Genomic DNA, 16,558 nt, shown 5'->3' with positions numbered 1-16,558 from the left:
TCAACAGCCTGCCGGTCTGCGCCGACCGGCATCCACACCGCTTGAAAACCCCACCGCTCATCGTCCTCGCCTCCTCGACCGGATGGCTTCACGATGACTCCGCAAAGGCGTAGGGGAATGCCCCCGACCGGGTGACTCGGTACTGGCCGCCCCGCCACCTTCGGCACGTTGGGCGCTGACGCTCAGGCGGTCCCTATTCAGCCACTAACACGGCCGGTGATGAGGAACTGCATTTGGAGCTCATGGTTCTCGGCGACGCCGTGCTGCTGGTCGAGTTCGTAGATCGACGTGAGCGGGGTGACGGTGACCTGCTGGAGGCCGGCTCGGGTGAGTACTGCGGCCGTGTCGTCGATCGTGCGGGACGCGGCCAGGGGCAGGACGGCCTGCACGGACTCGTCGTAGAAGCCGGTGAAGGTTTCGGAGGACTTGTCGAGGCCGTCGGGGAACCAGGTGCTGTCGACCATGGCGATGGTGCCGCCGGGGCGCAGCAGGCGGATCCAGTTGGCCACGGCCGTGTCGGGTGAGCGCAGCGTCCACATCACGTAGCGGCCGGTGATCACGTCGAAGGAGGCGGGCGGGAACGGCGGGTCGACGGCGTCGCCGGGCCGGAAGGTCGCGGGGCCACCGTGTTTGCGGGCCTCGTCGAGCATGCCCTCGGACAGGTCGATGCCGGTGACCCGGTGACCGAGGGCGGCCACGATCCGCGCGACCTGTCCACTGCCGGTGCCCACGTCGAGCACGTCGCCGGCGGCGAAGGGCAGCGCGGAAGCCCAGATCGCGGACCAGGCGGCGTTGTCGGCCGCGAGCCGGGACGGGCGTTGCTGGTAGGCCTCGTAGGCGGGGGCGCGGCCGGTCCAGTATTCGTTGATGCGGTCCTGCGCGGTCATACTCGAGCCTCCAGGTCGAACAGCAGGTGCAGGTTCCCATCCAGGTCGAGGCGTTTGATGCCGATGCCGTACACCGGCTCCAGGATCGCCGGGTCCAGCACGGTATCGGCCGGGCCGGCGGCCACCACGTCGCCGCCGCCGAGCAGGACCAGGTCGTCGCAATAGCGGGCGGCCAGGTTCAAGTCGTGCAGGACGACGATCGAGCAGGTGCCGAGCTTGCGGACCAGGTGCAGGATCTCGTGCTGGTAGCGGATGTCGAGGTGGTTGGTCGGCTCGTCCAGCAGCAGGTGGGTGGCCTCCTGAGCGAGGGCGCGGGCGATGAGCACCCGCTGCCGTTCGCCGCCGGACAGACCGCCGAACGCGCGAGCGGCCAGGTGGGTGGCGCCGACCCGATCCAGGCAATCCGCCGCGATCACGTGGTCGCCCGCGCCGGCGCGCTGGAACGTCGACAGGTGCGGACCCCGGCCCAGCAGCACCATCTCGGCCACGGTCAGCGCCGTCTCGCCGCCGGATTCCTGCACCACGACGGCGATCCTGCGGGCGGTCTCACGCGGCGACAGGTCCTTGAGCACCGTGTCGTCGACCGTCACCGCGCCGGTGGGGCTGCGCAAAGCCCCGTACAGAAGCCGCAGCAATGTGGTCTTGCCGCTGCCGTTGGGGCCGATCAGCCCGAGCACACGGCCCGGCCGCGCGACGACGTCAACGCCGTCGAGGACCGGGTTGGCGCCGTAGCGCCAGGACAGGGACGAACCGCTGATCATTGGAAACGCTGCACGATCTTCTCGAGACCGTCGACCGACAGCGGCGACGGCGGCTCGGTGAAGTTGAACAGCTGCGTCATCACGTTGCCGCCCTGGACGGCCTTGAGCTTCTCGGAGCCGGGCAGGCCGGTCAGCGCCTTCTCGACCGCCTTGGGGTCGCCGTCGCTGTAGAGCAGGATCAGCACGTCGGGGTTGCGCCCGAGCAGTTCCTCAAGGGTGACCTCGAAGACGCGCTCCTTCGAGTCGCCGAAGACGTTCTTGAAGCCTGCGGCCTCCAGCTGCGGGTGGGCCATGCTGGTGCTGCCGTACGCGTAGGTCACTCCCCCGCCGACGGTCGGGTAGAGCACCGCGGCCGTACGCCCGGCCCCCGTGCCCTTGATATTCGCGAAGCGCTCCTTCAACGCCGTAACGGCGGTGGTGGCTTGCTGCTGGCGGTCAAAGACTTTGCCGTACGTCTCCAGCTGCTTGTAGATGTCGTCGAAGGTCGGCACGACCGTGCTGTCGGGGCACATGGCCGGCTCTTCGAGCAGCGGGATGTCCACGGCGGAGAGAGTGTCGCGCGACAGGTTGTCGACCTCGCCGAAGACCAGGTCGGGCTGCTGGCTGATCACCACCTCCTTGGAGATCTGGAGGTGGCCGCTGGTGTCGGTCTTGTCGGTCAGCAGCGGGATCTTGTCGAGCTCGGCCTGCGTGGCCGCGTCGTAGTACTCCTTCGGATAAGCGCCGGCGCGGGCGGTCACGCGGTCGAGGACGCCGAGGTCGTGCAGGTACGGCACGGCCGCGCTCTTGAGCAGCACGGTCCGTTCGGGCGCCTTGTCGAACTTCACGTCGGCGCCGCAGTTGGTGACCGTCAGCGGGTAGTTGCCCCCGCTCGCGGCCTCTTTGTCGTCGGCTGCGGCGCCGCAGCCGGCGAGCGAGAGGGTGGTGATGACCAGGGTGGCGGCGAGTTTTCGCATGTCAGACTCCGGTGGCGTGCAGGCGGCGGATGAGGATCAACAGGAACGGGGCGCCGAGCAGGGCGGTGATGATGCCGATCGGGATCTCCTGCGGGGCGAGCAGGACGCGGGCGACCACGTCGGCCCAGACCAGCAGGATCGCGCCGAGCAGCGCGGCCACCGGCACGACGCGGGTATGGGTGGCGCCGACAATGCGGCGGGCCAGGTGCGGCACGACCAGGCCGACGAAGCCGATGCTGCCGGACGCCGAGACCAGCACGCCCACGCACAGGGACACGATCACGAGCAGACGCATCCGGAAGCGGTCGGGTGAGATGCCGAGGGTGTGCGCGGTCTCGTCACCGACGGCGAGGGCGTCGAGCCGGCGGCCGCTGACGGTCAGATAAGCGATGGTGCCGCCGATGACGATCGCGGCCACCGCCAGCAACGCGTCCCAGCGGGCCAGCCCGAGCGAGCCGAGCAGCCAGAACATCACCGACCGGGAACCCTCGGCCGAGCCCGACGCGAAGATCAGGAAGCTGGTGAGGGCGTACAGCGCGTAGCCGACGGCGACGCCGGACAGCAGCAGCCGCATCGAGGTGACCCGGCCCCCGCTGCGCGCGATCAGGAAGACCAGCAGCGATGCCGCCAGCGCGCCGAGGAAAGCGCTGGTCGACAGGGCGTACTGGCCGAAGCCCGCACCGGCGCCGAAGAGGATGGCCGCGGCCGCGCCGCTCGAGGCGCCCGAGTTGATGCCCAGCAGATAAGGGTCGGCGAGCACGTTGCGCACCATCGCCTGCAACGCGACACCGCAGGTGGCCAAGCCGGCGCCAACCAGCATCCCGAGCAGGATGCGGGGCAGGCGGACCTGCCAGACGATCGCTTCCTGGGGCGGGGTCCACGTCACGTCGCCGACCCCGAAGATCTGGTGGGCGAGGATGCGGGCCACGGTCGCCGGGCCGATCGCGATCGCCCCCGTGCCGACCGCGATCACTCCCGTGATGATCAGCCCGGCGACCAGGCCCAGCACCCACAAGGTCGCACGGCGCCGCTGGGCGACGAACACCTCGGCCACAGCGGTCGACACCCTGACCTCCAAAGATTAGTTGTTGCCACGAATGTGCAACAAGCTAACAGGATGATCAACAGCGGTGAAGAGGCACTGAGGTGAACAGATAGCCCCGTCACACACGAAAAGGCGCCCCGGACAAAGCGTGGATCATCGCGACCCGGGGACGCCTTCTCGAACTGACAACACCGAAGGGGTCATTTCGCCAACCCCCGGCGGATGGGTCACGGCCAAGTGTCATCCGCCTTATGCCCATCATGCAGTAATTGCCAAGATGTTGCAATAGCCGCTAGCGTCGGCCCATGCTGAACCGCCGGCTTCTCGCTCTGGCCTCCGGCCGCCGCGCCGGGCTCGTCGGACTGGTGCTGATCGGGCTCACGACGACCGCCACCTACGCCGGGCAGGGTCTGCTCATCGCGGCCGTGCTGGCCGACGTGCTCGCCGGTTCCGGCTGGTCGGCGACGGTGGCCCCGGCGGCCGGGATCGTCGCGCTGCAGGCGGTCCGGGCCGCTCTGATGTGGTGGCGTGAGCGCCTGGCCGCCACCGTCGCGGCCGGGATCAAGGACGATGTCCGGCGGCGGCTGCTCGACCGGCTGTTCGCGCTCGGCCCGGGCTGGAGCACCGGCGCCCGCACCGGCCAGTTGCAGTCCACTGTGGTCGACGGCGTCGAGACGCTGGAACCGTATTTCGTGGCATTCCTGCCGCAGCTGGCCGCCTCGCTGCTGGGCGGAGCCGCGCTGATCGCGTACGTCTGGTGGCTCGACCCGGTCGTGGGGGTGACCATCGCGGCCTGTTGTGCCCTGGTCGTGGTGGCGCCGCGGCTGTCACGGCGGCTGATGCGCGAGCCGATGACCCGCTGGTTCGCCGCCTACCGGGCGCTGTACGCGGACACCCTCGACGTGCTGCAAGGCATGGTCACGCTCAAGGGGATCAACGCGCACCGCCGCCGCGGCGAACAGCTCGACGCCGAGTCGGCGACCTTCGCCGCGCACTCGACCCGCCTGGTCGCCGTCACCGCCGCCTACGAGCTGGTCGTGGGACTCGCGGCCGGCGCCGGCACCGGTCTGGCCATCGGCGTCGGCGCGCTGCGGGCCTCCTCCGGCGCCCTCGACGTGGCCACCCTGCTGGTCATCCTGCTGCTGTCACGCGAGTGCTTCCGCCCGCTGACCGACCTGAGCAAGGCCTTCCACGCCGGCTATCCCGCGCTCGCCGCCGCCGAAGGCATCTTCGCCCTGCTCGACGAGCACCCTTCGGTAACCGACGGCGCCACGGCCAAACCCTTGACAGGCCCGGTTTCGATACGCCTCGACGGGATCAGTTTCGCCTACCGGCCAGACATCGCGCCCGCATTGCGTGACGTGTCATTCACCGCGGCGGCGGGCACGACGACGGCGCTGGTGGGCCACTCGGGCGCCGGCAAAAGCACCATCGTGGCGCTGCTGCTACGCCTGTTCGACCCGCAGCAGGGCACGGTCACCGTCGACGGCCAGGACATCCGCACACTGCCGCTGGCCCAGCTCCGCTCGCTGATCTCCGTGGTCTCGCAGGACACCTACCTGTTCCACGGCACGATCCGCGACAACCTGCTGCTGGCCGCGCCCGGCGCCGACCAGGCCGCGCTCGAGGCGGCCGCCCGCGCCGCCGCCGCGCACGAGTTCATCGCCGCCCTGCCCGACGGCTACGACACCATGATCGGCGAACGCGGCGCGCGGCTGTCCGGCGGTGAACGCCAGCGCATCGCCATCGCCCGCGCCCTGCTCAAGGACGCCCCCATCCTGGTCCTTGACGAGGCCACCTCGGCCATCGACTCCGCCAACGAGACCGCCATCCAGGCCGCGCTCGACCGGCTCACCGCCGAGCGCACCACCCTGGTCATCGCGCACCGGCTGTCCACCGTCCGGCACGCCGATCACATCGTGGTGCTCGACGACGGCCGGATCGCCGAGGACGGCCCACCCGATCGGCTGCTCGCTGCGGGCGGCGCCTACCACCGGCTCACCGCGGCCCAGGCCGGTGCCGCATGAGCACCTACACCCGCCTGCGGGCCATGCCGGCGCTGCTGCGCGCCCACCGCCCGATCCTGACGGCCGCGATCGCCGCTGGAGCGTTGAATCAGATCTTGACCATCGCCGGCGCCGCCGTCGGGGCGTACCTGGTCGGCCTGGTCGCCACCGGCGCCGGCCGCGACGATCTGATGCCCTGGTTCTGGCTTCTGCTGGTCATCATCCCGCTGCGCGCGGCCGCCCCGTGGCTGGAGTCGTTCCTGTCGCACGCGATGGCGTTCCGCGCGCTGGCCGACGTCCGCGGCCGTGTGCACGCCGCGTTCGAGCGGCTCGCCCCGGCCGGGCTGGCCGGGCGCCGCACCGGCGAGCTCGGCACGACCGTCGTGTCCGACGTGGAAGCGCTGGAGGTGTTCTTCGCTCACACGCTGAGCCCGCTGGTCATCGCGGCCACCGTGCCGTTCACCACGCTGGTCGCGCTCGGCTTCATCCACCCGCTGCTACCGCTGGTGGTGCTGCCCGTGCTCGCCGCCGTGGCCACCGTGCCGGCCTGGCTGGCCCGCCGCGCCGCCGCTCAGGGCGACGAGGTCAAGGCGGCCGCGGCCGAGGTCGCCGCCGAGACCGTCGACGCGATCCAGGGGCTGCGCGAGCTCACCGTCTTCGGCGCCACCGGCCAGCACCAGGGCAAGATCGACCGGGCCGGACAACGGCTGCGGCGAGTCCAGCGCGCCCACGCCGGCCGTACGGGAGTGGAGAAGGCGGCCATCGACACGCTGGTCACCGGCGGCGTGCTTGCGGTGCTGGCCGCTTCGGCCGCGCTCACCGCGGCCGGGTGGATGCCGTCCGCGCTGTTCCCGGTCGCGGTCGTGCTCGCGGCGTTCTCCTTCACCCCCGTGACCACGGTCGCCGAGGTCGCCAAGGACCTCAACCTGGCCGCCGCCGCGGCGGCCCGGATCACCGACCTGCTCGCCCTGCCCTCCCCGGTCCAGGACAGCGGGAAGCCGGGCACGCCGATCAACGGTTCGGCGGTCGCGTTGCGCGGTGTCACCTTCCGCTACGACGCCGACCCGGCCCTGACCGATCTCGACCTCGACATCCCGGCCGGTTCCAGCCTGGCACTGGTCGGGCACTCCGGGGCCGGCAAGTCGACCACCGCCCACCTGCTGCTGCGTTTCCGCGACCCACAACAGGGCTGCATCACCATCGGCGGCGCCGACCTGCGCGACCTCCCGATCGACCGGCTGCGTGAACTGGTCGCCTTCGTGCCGCAGGACCCGTACCTGTTCCACGGCACCATCGCCGACAACCTGCGCCTGGCCCGGCCCGACGCCACCGCCGGCGATCTCGAACAAGCCGCCCGCGCCGCCGGCGCCCACGACTTCATCACCGCCCTGTCCGACGGCTACGACACCACCGTCGGCGAACGCGGCGCCCGCCTGTCCGGCGGTCAGCGCCAGCGCGTCGCCCTGGCCCGGGCCCTGCTCACCGACGCGCCCGTCCTCGTGCTCGACGAGCCCGTCTCCAACCTCGACGCCGAGACCGAACGCGTCCTGGCCGCCGCCATGTCCGGCATCATCGCCGGGCGGACCACCCTGATCATCGCCCACCGGCTCTCCACCATCCGCACCGCCGACCGCATCGCCGTCCTGCACGCCGGCCGCCTGGCCGAAACCGGTACCCACGAGGAGCTGGCCGCGGCCGGCGGCGCCTACGCCCGGCTGATCAGCGGTCAGCTGGCGTGATCGCGGCCAGGACGCGTTCTTCGAGGTCCTGCCAGACGACACCGGCCTCGGCGAAACCGGCCTCGGTCAGCGCGGCCACCTGGAACTCCAGCGACGCGCCGGACCAGTCGCGGGAGCCCTCCGGCCACAGCTCGCGCCGCTCGGCCAGGGCCGGCGCCAGTTCGGGCCGCTGCTCGACGGCCTCCCACCAGTCGGCCCAGGAGTCGGCGCCGGCCTCGATCGCGGACTGCTGGCGTCCACGGTCGATCGCTTCACAGGCCGCCCGCAGCCGACTCCCGGCCGGCAACGGCACGTGGTCGGCGTTGATCAGCACACCGCCCGGGCGCAGCAGGCCGGCCACCGCCCGATAGACGCCGGCCAGGTCGGGCGGCGACAGCCAGTGCAGGGCCGTGCTCGACAGCACCGCGTCGAACGAGGCCGGGGCCGCCCCGAGCCGCTCGGGCCAGGACGGATCGCGCAGGTCGGCCCGGATCCAGCGCAGCCGCCCGCCCTGATCGCCGAGCGCTCCCTCGCCGATGGCGAGCAGCACGGGGTCGATGTCGGTGGCGACCGCCCGGCCCCGCGGGAAGCGGCTCAGGAACCGCTGGCTGATCGCGCCGGGGCCGCAGGCCAGGTCGAGCACGGTCAGCTCGGACTCAGGGCGGATCTGTGCCAGGACATCGAACATCACGCCGTACACGCGCTCACGCTGCTCGATGTAGACGCTCTGCTGGGCATCCCAGCGGCGCAGCAAGTCGATCATGCCGCCATCTTGTCAGCGAGCCGACACATCCGGCGCGCACTGTGCGCCGAACTACACAATTGCAAGGTCTTGGCAACAGCCAGTAGGCCTCCATATGCTGCCGCTGACCGGGCCCCAGTGCCCGGCATGCCTGGGGAGGGCGTCGATGGAAGTAGTGGCGATGCACATCGCCAACGGGATCATCAGCGGTCCCGTTTCGGCGATTTTCATAGTGTTCTCGGTGGCGGCGCTGGCCGTCTGCGTCTACAAGGCCCGCGCCGACCTGGACGACCGGCTGGCCCCGATGGCGGGGCTGGTGGCGGCGTTCATCTTCGCCGTGCAGATGCTGAACTTCCAGGTGCTTCCGGGCGTCTCCGGCCACCTGCTCGGCGGAACCCTCGCGGTGATCCTCGTCGGCCCGTGGGTCGGTGCGCTCTGTGTTTCCACCGTCCTGATCGTGCAGTGCCTGCTGTTCGCCGACGGCGGCCTCACCGCCATTGGCCTCAACATCACCAACATGGCCATTCTCGGCACCGCCGCCGGCTATCTGCTGGTCGCCGGGCTGCTGCGGATCCTGCCGAAGACCCCGGCCGGGCTCGGCGCGACCGCGCTGATCGCCTCGATCATCTCTGTGGTGATCGCTTCGCAGGGCTTCGTTCTGGAGTACGCCCTGGGTGGCACCACCGAGCTGTCCCTGCCCTGGATCTCGGGCACGATGGCCGGCGTCCACGTGCTGATCGGTATCGGTGAGGGCGTCATCGCCGCCACCACCGTCGCCACGGTGGCCCGGGTGCGGCCGGATCTGGTGTACGCGTTGCGGCGCTTCCGCAAGCCGATCAGTGTCGAGGCGGGAGTGACGGCATGAGCAAGCGACTCGGGTGGTTCCTGGCCGGCGGTCTGCTCGTCGCCCTGCTGCTGGCCGGGGTGGCCAGCAGCTTCGCGTCGGGCAGCCCTGACGGGCTCGACTACACCGCCCGCGAGGGTTGCACCTTCGACGCCGAGGGCGAGATCACCGGCGGCACGTGCATGGCTCAGCAGGAGGGCGATCACCAGATGTCGGACAGCCCGCTCGCGGACTACGGCATCAAGGGCATCGACAACGAATATCTGTCGACCGGTCTGTCCGGCGTGCTGGGGGTGCTGATCACGTTCGCGATCGGCGGCGGTGTGTTCTGGCTGGTGCGCCGGCGTGGTCAGAAGGTGTGAACGCCACACTTCGTGTTCGTCCGCTTGTCATCTGGCCGCTATTGCCAGAGTCTTGCAACTAGAAGATCAGCGGACGTAGCGTCACGGCCGCCGGCCAGCCGCACGACCGGCCGGCGGCCCACTCGAAAGAAGATCCACATGAGCACCAACACCAGCGGCCTGACCCGCTTCCGGCAGAGCCTCGACGGCCGGGACAAGCGGTCCCTGTACGGCATGGCCGCGTTCATCGTTCTGTTGCACGTCGCCGGCTTCGGCATCCTGTTCGGCCTGGTCGTGCCGAAGCACTTCCACCTCGGCGGCGTCCACCCAGTATTCACCGTTGGCGTCGGCGTGCTCGCCTACACCTTCGGGCTGCGGCACGCCTTCGACGCCGACCACATCGCGGCGGTCGACAACACCACCCGCAAGCTGATGCAGGACAAGACCGGCCGCAAGCCCTTGTCGGTGGGTTTCTGGTTCTCCCTGGGCCACTCGACGATCGTGTTCGGGCTGGCATTCCTGCTCTCGATCGGCGTGAAGGCGCTGGCCGGGCAGGTGGAGGACGACGGCAGCGCCCTGCATTCGATCACCGGCGTGATCGGCGCCTCGGTGTCCGGCGTGTTCCTGTGGATCCTGGGCATCCTCAACTTCGTCGTGCTGCTCGGCGTGATCAAGGTGTTCCGCGAGCTGAAGCACGGCCGTTACGACGAGCAGGCCCTCGAGGAGCAGCTGAACAAGCGGGGCTTCATGAACCGCTTCCTTGGCGGCCTCACCAAATCGGTCCGCAAGCCCTGGCACATCTACCCGATCGGCGTGCTGTTCGGCCTCGGCTTCGACACCGCCACCGAGGTCGGCCTGCTCGTGCTGGCCGGCGGCGCGGCCGCGTTCAACCTGCCGTTCTACTCGATCCTGGTCCTGCCGATCCTGTTCGCGGCCGCCATGTGCCTGATGGACACCATCGACGGCGTCTTCATGAACGCCGCCTACGGCTGGGCCTTCGCCAAGCCCGTGCGCAAGGTCTTCTACAACATCACCATCACGTCGATCTCGGTCGCCGTCGCCCTGATCATCGGCACCATCGAGCTCATCGGCGTCCTCGACGACCAGGCCCACATCACCACCGGCCCCCTCGCGGCGATCGGCTCCATCCCGCTCGACTACGCCGGCTACGGCATCGTCGGCCTGTTCGTCGTCTCCTGGCTGGTCGCCATCGCGATCTGGCGCTTCGGCAAGGTCGAACAGCGTTGGTCGGCGAACCTCAAGCCCGCCGAGTAACAGCGGCTTTTACCGGCCGGTGCAGTTCGCGCACCGGCCGGTCAGGGTGATGCTGCTGGCGTCGAAGCTGAAGCCGGTCGCCTCCGACGCCGCGGCGAGGGCCGGGGTGATCGCCGCGGACGGGATCTCGGCCTCCCGCCCACAGTCGGCGCAGACCACGTGATGATGCGGATGATCGGCCATCCCGTAGCGGGCCTCGCCCTGCCGGCCCAGCACATGCACCACGTGCTCATCGGCCAGCCCGAGCAGGATCCGGTGCACCGTCGAGCGGTCGATCTGCGGTAACCGCTCGACGATCCGCTCGTGCACCTGCAGGGCCGACAGATGCCCGTCGGTGCCCAGCAGCACCTCGACGACGGCCGCCTTGGCCACCGTCCATCGCTGCCCCTGCGCGCGCACGTGCTCACGCACGGCATCGAGCCGGGCCAGCTCCGGCGCCTCTGTCACCACACCCACCCCCGCTTCAGCGGCACACACCCGCGTCAGCCTACCTGCAATATAATTGCAATAGCCGGTACTGTGCAGGAGTGCCGAACCGCCAGGGCGTCGCCCGTCAGATCACGTACTACGGAAACCCCGTCCTGCACCGGCGGTGCGCGCCGGTCACCGCGTTCGACGAGAGCCTCGCCGAGCTGATCGACGACATGTTCGCTTCCATGTACGCGGCCAACGGGGTCGGCCTGGCCGCCAACCAGATCGGCGTCGACGCGCAGGTGTTCGTCTACGACTGCCCCGACGACGAAGGTGTGCGGCACCGGGGGCACGTCGTCAACCCGGTCCTGCACGTCCCGTCCGCCCTGGCCGGCGAGATCACCGCGAGCGAGGGCTGCCTGTCGGTACCCGGCCCCCGGGCTGAGCTGCCGCGGGCCGCCCTGGCCTCGGTCACCGGCCAGGACCGGCACGGCGGTCCGGTCGCGATCAGCGGCACCGGCTACTTCGCCCGCTGCCTGCAACACGAGTCCGACCACCTGGGCGGCATGCTCTACGTCGACCGCCTGCCGTTGAAGAAGAAGGCGGAGCTGCTGCGCGAGGCCGGGCTCGGCTGAGCATGCCGCTGATCCTGGGCATCGAGACGTCGTGCGACGAGACCGGCGCCGCGCTGGTGCGTGACGGCAAGCTGCTCGGCGGCTCCCTCGCGTCCAGCATGGACGAACACGCCCGCTTCGGCGGCGTCGTGCCCGCTGGACCTGGTGATGCAGCCGGTCGTCACGCTTGCCCGGGCGTTGGCCGGCTGAGCGGACGGCATTCCCGGCACTGCGCCGAGACGGCGATCGTCTCCAGCCCGAAACCGGCGTCGGCGGCGTCGGCCAGCAACGCGGCCGACGCCGGCTCAGTGAGCGGCGCCGTACGCCCGCACCGTCGGCAAACCAGAAAGTGTCGCGCTCGGGACGCCAAGCGGTAGCCGACCGACCCTTCCCGTGGCACGGCCCGCACCGCCCCGGCCGCCGCGAGGCGGCCCAGCACCCGATGCACCGTCGTCAGGTCGATGCGTACATCCTGGGCCTCCAGGCCTCTGTGCACCTCGGCCGCGGTGAGGCAGTCCGCCACTATCAGGATCTCGGCGATCGCCCGGCTGGCCTGCGTGCGCCGCACGCCCGCGCCCACCAGCGCAGCGAGAAGGTCGTCGGCCGTGACCACACTCACCCCAACTCGCGACACGACATTGATGGAAAGTCCTTCCGCCCTGCACGCGAACCTGGTTTATTGCAAAATAGCGGCAACAACCAAGTCTACGCAGAACGAAGGTAACCGATGGCCGTCTACACGCTCCCCGACATGCCGTACGACTACGGCGCGCTCGAGCCCGCCATGAGTGGGCAGATCCTGGAGCTGCACCACAGCAAGCACCACGCCGCGTACGTCAAGGGCAGCAACGACACCCTCGACCAGCTCGCCGAGGCCCGCGACAAGGGCGACTACCACGCCCTGGTCGGCCTGGAGAAGACCCTGGCCTTCAACCTCTCCGGCCACGTCCTGCACTCGATCTTCTGGAACAACCTGCGCCCGGGCAGCAGCGCCGATCGCCCCGAGGGCGACCTCGCGGCGGCCATCGAGGAGCACCTGGGCTCGTTCGACGCGTTCTCGGCGCAGCTGTCGACCGCCACCAAGGGCGTGCAGGGATCCGGTTGGGGCGTGCTGGCCTGGGAGCCGCTGTCGCAGCGCCTGATCGTCGAGCAGATCTATGACCACCACGGCAACGTCGGCCAGGGCTCGACGCCGATCCTGGTCTTCGACGCCTGGGAGCACGCGTACTACCTGCAGTACAAGAACGTGCGCCCGGACTACGTCGACCGGCTGTGGAGCCTGGTCAACTGGACCGATGTGACCAAGCGGTTCGAGGCCGCCCGAGCGGCCGGCAACCCGATCATCGTCGCTCCGTGAGTTTTCTGCTCGCGCAGCAGGCAGCCGGAGTCGTCGCGGCCAAACACCGCGGCGACTTCGCCGGCGCCGAGGAACTGCTCACGAGCATGGGCGACTCGCAGGCCCAGGCCCGCGGCTTCTGCCTGCTCGCCGAGCTCGCCCTCTCCCTAGTCCGCACCCAGACCGGACAGAGCATGGACGAACTCGTCCAGGAACTGAGCCTGCTCATGGCCGACGCCACAGCCCCGCCGGAGCATCTGGCATGACCACCGTCCGGGCCGTCACCGCCGCGCAACTGCGTGCCCTGACCGACCGGCTGCACCCCGTCTACCGCGACTGCTTCTCGGCGCCACCGTGGAACGAAACCCCGGAGCAGATCGCCGACTACCCGGTCCAGTTGGCCCGCCAGACCAGCTACCCCGGCGCGTACGGCTTCATCGCCTCCGGCGAGAACGGGCAGATCGCCGCAGCGGTATACGGCTGGCCGGCCCCACCAGCCCTCTCCCGCGACAACGAATTCGATATGGCCATCCAGGCCGCGGTCTCGCCGGAGATCGCCGGCCTGCTCGTCGCTCCTGCTGTGGTCGTGGCCGAGCTGATGGTCTCCCCGGCCCACCGCCGGCAAGGGCTCGGCCGCGCCCTGCTCGAACGCTTCGTCGCCGGCCGACCACGCGCCTGGCTCGCCACCCATCCCGAAGCCGACGCGGTCACCCTCTACGAGTCACTCGGATGGATCCGCCGAGCCGCCTACACGGTCACCGGTCGCCCACTCGTGCTCTACACCCGCGAGGCGCCGCCCACCCGCACACCCCGACCGCGATCAGCCTGCGGCACCAGCCGGCCCGCCCAACCCTCGCTACGCGACCGGCGCCCGCCACGCCGACCCTACTGACCTGCGCCGGTCACACCCCGGCGGGCCCAGTCCAGAACTAGCAGGCTGCCTTCGGGAACCGTGCTGGCCCAGAGCCCGTCGTTGACCACGTCGACCATGGCGTCCAGCTTCACGTAGCCTGGGTCGTCATCGAGCGCTTTGAGGCTCCAGGTCACGGAGTCGGCTGGTTCCTTGATCGCTGGCCATGTGTGCATCGCCATCCCAGGCCGGAATTTGAACTGGCGGTGGAAACGAGCCCAGACCCGTTTGTACTCACGGCCCTCAAGCTTCTCGACGGCCGCTGCCATCAGCACCTCCACCCGTACCCGGGAGAGGCGACGGTGGCTCGATCCACATCATGGCCGGTGGTGCAAAAACCATGCGTCACCCGCTGGCATGGCCACCGCGAGCTCCCATTGGAGAATGTCGACATTCGGCGACAGCGCCAACACCTGCCGGGCCGCCGTGAACGCGTCGTTGCCCGGCGCTGGTGGCCGGTGCACCACGAATTGCATCATCGTGTCCCAGCAGGCGACCGGCCTGACGGTCCACCGCTCGTGCCATTGCCACAGCACGGCGGCAAGCTCTCGCTCGTGCTCCAAGGCTCCGTAAAAGGCCGTCCAGTACGACGCGAGCCAAGGCGACACCGTGGGTAGTAGCAGAAGCACCACCTGATCCGGCACGTACCAGGAGTCGATGCTCACCATGTCCCGCGTGCGCTCGAACACCCGAGCCGTCACGCGGGGATCGGACAGCACATAGTCGTATGCCGCACGAAGCAATTGCTGCGTGCTGACATCCGGTCTGACCGTCGGCAACACCTCGGAGGTGATATCGACGCCATGCAGACCCTCGGTGTAGAACGACAGCTCGACTTCGGGCGGTCCATCGTCCGCCTGCTGAAAGAACGGCCACGGGTCGACGGTGCGGGCCGCCCAGTCGAGGTCGGCGAGCTCGGCCCGCGTCGTCCCGTCCAGGGGCGACGGCTCCAGTAGGTCCTCGGCCTCGTGGGTGGCGCAGAGGAGCGGCCAACGGCCGGTGACCTGAGTCAGCGCGTGCGCCGCCTGCCAAACCCGCAGCAACGCTGCTGAATCGTCCGCGCCGAAACCCGAAACCACCAAAGCGCCGGCTGGTCCCTCCCGTATCGGCAAGCCCGCCAGCGCGGTGTCCCGCACGGCGGAACGGGTCTCCGGCAAACCCAGCATGCTCCGATCATCGCCGCCGTCACCACACCGGCGACGGTGAACCCGTGAACCAGCCTGTGGTCATCCGGGCAGGGGAAGGTCCTTCAGCGCCGCTTTTCGGATCTTGTCGGAGCCGGTGCGTGGCAGTTGCGGGACGATGGTGATGTAGGCGGGCACCTTGTATTTGGCGAGACGGTGGATGAGGTAGGCGCGGAGCTCGTCCGGCTCCACCCTCTGACCGTCGGTGATGGCGATGAAGGCTCGGCCGACCTCGCCCCATCTCCCGTCCGGCACGCCGACCACCGCGGCCTCGCCGACCGCGGGATGGGTGAACAGCGCGGCCTCCACCTCGGCGGGATAGACGTTCTCGCCGCCGGAGATGTACATGTCCTTGAGCCGGTCGAGGATGCGGTAGTAGCCGTTGGCGTCCTTGACGCCCAGGTCGCCGGAGCGGAACCACCCGTCGCCGGCGAAGCTCTGTTCGGTGGCGGCCGGGTCGTGCCAGTAGCCGGGGCTGACGTTCGGTCCGCGGATGATGAGCTCGCCGGGTTCGCCGGGCTCGGTGTCGGTCAGGTCGGGCCGTACGCAGCGGACGTCCGCGAAGAACACCGGCGCGCCGGCCGATCCGGCGTGCCGGCCGCTCTCCGGCGCTTCGATCACCGTGGCGCCGGGCGCGGTCTCGGTCATGCCGTATCCCTGGCTGAAGGCGAGTCCCCGTTCCTGGTAGGCGTGGATCAGCGTCTCGGGAACGGGTGCACCACCGGCGAGCAGGCTTCGCAACGAGGAGAGGTCGGCGCCGTGCCAGCGTGGGGACCGCATCACCTCGGCGAACATCGTGGTGACGCCGAACATCCAGGTGACGCGATGCTCGGCGATCAGGTCGAAGCAGCGGTCGACGTTCCACTTCGGCATGATCACGCTGACGCCGCCTTTGAGGAAGGTGGGCAGCAGGCACTGGTTGAGCGCGGCCACGTGGAACAGCGGCGCCCCGATCAGGGTGACTTCGTCGCCGGCCACGTCCACGCCGACGAGAAGGTTGAAGCAGTTCCAGATGACGTTGGCGTGGGTGAGGACGGCGCCTTTGGGCCGTCCCGTGGTTCCGGAGGTGTACAGGATGAAGGCCGGTTCGCCCGCGTCCACGGCGTGCTCGATCGGGGCCGGGTCGCCGGCGGCCAGCCAGGCCTCGTAGTCGGGCAGCGACACCGTGACCGGCGCCGAGGCGGGCGCGCACTCCGTCGACCGGATCAACACCGACGTGCCGGAATGTTCGAGCATGTAGCCGAGCTCGCCAGCGGTGAGTCGCGTGTTGAGCGGCACGAAGATGCCGCCGATCAGCAGGGTGGCGAACATCGTCTCGACGAACGACGGATGGTTGAGGCCCAGGTAGGCGACCCGGTCTCCGTGTGTCACGCCGGCCGCGCGCAGTCGCGCGGCGAGACGGGTGACCCTTTCCCGCAGTTCTCCGTAGGTGGTTCGCCGGTCGCCGTGGATGATCGCGGTTCGGTCCGGCGAGATCGCCGCCCGCCGGGCCGGCCACGATCCGAGTCCAGCAGTCATGGGGCTCTCC

19 protein-coding genes are annotated in these 16,558 nt (G+C 69.9%); 9 read left to right on the top strand and 10 right to left on the bottom strand.

Going from position 1 to position 16,558, the window contains the following annotated elements; all coding sequences use genetic code 11:
• Positions 1–197: 197 nt before the first annotated feature.
• Genes ACQP2X_RS06405 through ACQP2X_RS06390 form a run of 4 tightly spaced genes read right to left on the bottom strand, consistent with a single transcriptional unit; the run spans position 198 to position 3,670 of the window.
• A complete protein-coding gene (locus tag ACQP2X_RS06405) occupies positions 198–887 on the bottom strand; it encodes a class I SAM-dependent methyltransferase (RefSeq protein ID WP_498695029.1) in 690 nt (229 codons plus the stop codon).
• Positions 884–1,648: an ABC transporter ATP-binding protein gene (locus ACQP2X_RS06400; RefSeq protein ID WP_498695028.1), complete on the bottom strand. Its 765-nt coding sequence runs from the start codon at positions 1,646–1,648 to the stop codon at positions 884–886. The genes ACQP2X_RS06405 and ACQP2X_RS06400 overlap by 4 nt, the downstream gene beginning before the upstream one ends.
• Positions 1,645–2,604, bottom strand: coding sequence for an ABC transporter substrate-binding protein (locus ACQP2X_RS06395; protein WP_498695027.1), 960 nt, complete (start codon positions 2,602–2,604; stop codon positions 1,645–1,647). Before ACQP2X_RS06395 ends, ACQP2X_RS06400 begins: the two co-directional genes overlap by 4 nt.
• Before the next feature lies 1 nt (position 2,605).
• Positions 2,606–3,670 (bottom strand): FecCD family ABC transporter permease, encoded by a 1,065-nt coding sequence (locus tag ACQP2X_RS06390; protein WP_498695025.1) that lies wholly within the window; start codon positions 3,668–3,670, stop codon positions 2,606–2,608.
• Positions 3,671–3,954: 284 nt separating this feature from the next.
• Here ACQP2X_RS06390 and ACQP2X_RS06385 point away from each other — a divergent pair, with 284 nt between their 5' ends.
• Together ACQP2X_RS06385 and cydC are read left to right on the top strand one after the other, a co-directional pair.
• The gene (locus ACQP2X_RS06385; RefSeq protein WP_498695024.1) at positions 3,955–5,676 is read left to right on the top strand and encodes an ABC transporter ATP-binding protein; all 1,722 of its coding nucleotides are present in this window, start codon (positions 3,955–3,957) and stop codon (positions 5,674–5,676) included.
• The gene (gene cydC, locus ACQP2X_RS06380) at positions 5,673–7,394 is read left to right on the top strand and encodes a thiol reductant ABC exporter subunit CydC (protein ID WP_498695021.1); all 1,722 of its coding nucleotides are present in this window, start codon (positions 5,673–5,675) and stop codon (positions 7,392–7,394) included. Before ACQP2X_RS06385 ends, cydC begins: the two co-directional genes overlap by 4 nt.
• Here cydC and ACQP2X_RS06375 read toward each other — a convergent pair.
• Positions 7,375–8,136 (bottom strand): class I SAM-dependent methyltransferase, encoded by a 762-nt coding sequence (locus ACQP2X_RS06375; RefSeq protein ID WP_498695020.1) that lies wholly within the window; start codon positions 8,134–8,136, stop codon positions 7,375–7,377. The genes cydC and ACQP2X_RS06375 overlap by 20 nt on opposite strands.
• A gap of 145 nt (positions 8,137–8,281) precedes the next feature.
• Between ACQP2X_RS06375 and ACQP2X_RS06370 the strand changes: the two genes are divergently transcribed.
• The 3 genes from ACQP2X_RS06370 to nicT all read left to right on the top strand — a co-directional run bounded on the left by ACQP2X_RS06370 (position 8,282) and on the right by nicT (position 10,575).
• Positions 8,282–8,980 (top strand): energy-coupling factor ABC transporter permease, encoded by a 699-nt coding sequence (locus tag ACQP2X_RS06370; RefSeq protein ID WP_498695019.1) that lies wholly within the window; start codon positions 8,282–8,284, stop codon positions 8,978–8,980.
• Positions 8,977–9,321, top strand: coding sequence for a PDGLE domain-containing protein (locus ACQP2X_RS06365; RefSeq protein WP_498695017.1), 345 nt, complete (start codon positions 8,977–8,979; stop codon positions 9,319–9,321). The genes ACQP2X_RS06370 and ACQP2X_RS06365 overlap by 4 nt, the downstream gene beginning before the upstream one ends.
• Before the next feature lie 138 nt (positions 9,322–9,459).
• Positions 9,460–10,575: a Nickel transporter NicT gene (nicT, locus tag ACQP2X_RS06360; protein WP_498695015.1), complete on the top strand. Its 1,116-nt coding sequence runs from the start codon at positions 9,460–9,462 to the stop codon at positions 10,573–10,575.
• A gap of 9 nt (positions 10,576–10,584) precedes the next feature.
• On the opposite strand, the gene ACQP2X_RS06355 is transcribed toward nicT, so the two are convergent.
• Entirely contained in the window at positions 10,585–11,022 is a 438-nt protein-coding gene (locus tag ACQP2X_RS06355) for a Fur family transcriptional regulator (protein ID WP_498695013.1), read from the bottom strand.
• 80 nt (positions 11,023–11,102) lie between these two features.
• On the opposite strand from ACQP2X_RS06355, the gene def reads away from it, so the two are divergent.
• Positions 11,103–11,621: a peptide deformylase gene (def, locus tag ACQP2X_RS06350; protein ID WP_498695012.1), complete on the top strand. Its 519-nt coding sequence runs from the start codon at positions 11,103–11,105 to the stop codon at positions 11,619–11,621.
• A gap of 160 nt (positions 11,622–11,781) precedes the next feature.
• On the opposite strand, the gene ACQP2X_RS06345 is transcribed toward def, so the two are convergent.
• On the bottom strand, positions 11,782–12,234 hold the full coding sequence (locus tag ACQP2X_RS06345; RefSeq protein ID WP_498695011.1) for a Fur family transcriptional regulator: 453 nt from the start codon (positions 12,232–12,234) through the stop codon (positions 11,782–11,784).
• Between the two features lie 93 nt (positions 12,235–12,327).
• On the opposite strand from ACQP2X_RS06345, the gene ACQP2X_RS06340 reads away from it, so the two are divergent.
• Genes ACQP2X_RS06340 through ACQP2X_RS06330 form a run of 3 tightly spaced genes read left to right on the top strand, consistent with a single transcriptional unit; the run spans position 12,328 to position 13,828 of the window.
• Positions 12,328–12,957 (top strand): superoxide dismutase, encoded by a 630-nt coding sequence (locus ACQP2X_RS06340; RefSeq protein WP_498695010.1) that lies wholly within the window; start codon positions 12,328–12,330, stop codon positions 12,955–12,957.
• On the top strand, positions 12,954–13,202 hold the full coding sequence (locus tag ACQP2X_RS06335; RefSeq protein ID WP_498695009.1) for a superoxide dismutase: 249 nt from the start codon (positions 12,954–12,956) through the stop codon (positions 13,200–13,202). Before ACQP2X_RS06340 ends, ACQP2X_RS06335 begins: the two co-directional genes overlap by 4 nt.
• The gene (locus tag ACQP2X_RS06330) at positions 13,199–13,828 is read left to right on the top strand and encodes a GNAT family N-acetyltransferase (RefSeq protein WP_498695007.1); all 630 of its coding nucleotides are present in this window, start codon (positions 13,199–13,201) and stop codon (positions 13,826–13,828) included. Before ACQP2X_RS06335 ends, ACQP2X_RS06330 begins: the two co-directional genes overlap by 4 nt.
• On the opposite strand, the gene ACQP2X_RS06325 is transcribed toward ACQP2X_RS06330, so the two are convergent.
• Genes ACQP2X_RS06325 through ACQP2X_RS06315 form a run of 3 tightly spaced genes read right to left on the bottom strand, consistent with a single transcriptional unit; the run spans position 13,822 to position 16,548 of the window.
• On the bottom strand, positions 13,822–14,115 hold the full coding sequence (locus tag ACQP2X_RS06325) for a DUF2716 domain-containing protein (protein WP_498695005.1): 294 nt from the start codon (positions 14,113–14,115) through the stop codon (positions 13,822–13,824). The two genes, ACQP2X_RS06330 and ACQP2X_RS06325, sit on opposite strands and share 7 nt — an antisense overlap.
• Positions 14,116–14,163: 48 nt before the next feature.
• Positions 14,164–15,012 (bottom strand): DUF4253 domain-containing protein, encoded by an 849-nt coding sequence (locus ACQP2X_RS06320; RefSeq protein ID WP_498695004.1) that lies wholly within the window; start codon positions 15,010–15,012, stop codon positions 14,164–14,166.
• A 60-nt stretch (positions 15,013–15,072) separates the two neighbouring features.
• Entirely contained in the window at positions 15,073–16,548 is a 1,476-nt protein-coding gene (locus ACQP2X_RS06315; protein ID WP_498695003.1) for an acyl-CoA synthetase, read from the bottom strand.
• Positions 16,549–16,558 lie beyond the last annotated feature (10 nt).

It is taken from the genome of Actinoplanes sp. CA-131856, assembly GCF_050956135.1.
Lineage (GTDB): Bacteria > Actinomycetota > Actinomycetes > Mycobacteriales > Micromonosporaceae > Actinoplanes.
Note: the sequence above shows the minus strand (reverse complement) of the source record. Positions and strands in the feature narration are given on the sequence as shown.

Bases quoted from the DNA above. Each gene is read 5' to 3' on its own strand.
- ACQP2X_RS06385 (WP_498695024.1), top strand. From the start codon at position 3,955: ATGCTGAACCGCCGGCTTCTCGCTCTGGCCTCCGGCCGCCGCGCCGGG.
- cydC (WP_498695021.1), top strand. From the start codon at position 5,673: ATGAGCACCTACACCCGCCTGCGGGCCATGCCGGCGCTGCTGCGCGCC.
- ACQP2X_RS06395 (WP_498695027.1), bottom strand. From the start codon at position 2,604: ATGCGAAAACTCGCCGCCACCCTGGTCATCACCACCCTCTCGCTCGCC.
- ACQP2X_RS06340 (WP_498695010.1), top strand. From the start codon at position 12,328: ATGGCCGTCTACACGCTCCCCGACATGCCGTACGACTACGGCGCGCTC.
- ACQP2X_RS06375 (WP_498695020.1), bottom strand. From the start codon at position 8,136: ATGATCGACTTGCTGCGCCGCTGGGATGCCCAGCAGAGCGTCTACATC.
- ACQP2X_RS06320 (WP_498695004.1), bottom strand. From the start codon at position 15,012: ATGCTGGGTTTGCCGGAGACCCGTTCCGCCGTGCGGGACACCGCGCTG.
- ACQP2X_RS06330 (WP_498695007.1), top strand. From the start codon at position 13,199: ATGACCACCGTCCGGGCCGTCACCGCCGCGCAACTGCGTGCCCTGACC.
- ACQP2X_RS06370 (WP_498695019.1), top strand. From the start codon at position 8,282: ATGGAAGTAGTGGCGATGCACATCGCCAACGGGATCATCAGCGGTCCC.
- ACQP2X_RS06400 (WP_498695028.1), bottom strand. From the start codon at position 1,648: ATGATCAGCGGTTCGTCCCTGTCCTGGCGCTACGGCGCCAACCCGGTC.
- ACQP2X_RS06325 (WP_498695005.1), bottom strand. From the start codon at position 14,115: ATGGCAGCGGCCGTCGAGAAGCTTGAGGGCCGTGAGTACAAACGGGTC.
- ACQP2X_RS06315 (WP_498695003.1), bottom strand. From the start codon at position 16,548: ATGACTGCTGGACTCGGATCGTGGCCGGCCCGGCGGGCGGCGATCTCG.
- nicT (WP_498695015.1), top strand. From the start codon at position 9,460: ATGAGCACCAACACCAGCGGCCTGACCCGCTTCCGGCAGAGCCTCGAC.
- ACQP2X_RS06365 (WP_498695017.1), top strand. From the start codon at position 8,977: ATGAGCAAGCGACTCGGGTGGTTCCTGGCCGGCGGTCTGCTCGTCGCC.
- ACQP2X_RS06405 (WP_498695029.1), bottom strand. From the start codon at position 887: ATGACCGCGCAGGACCGCATCAACGAATACTGGACCGGCCGCGCCCCC.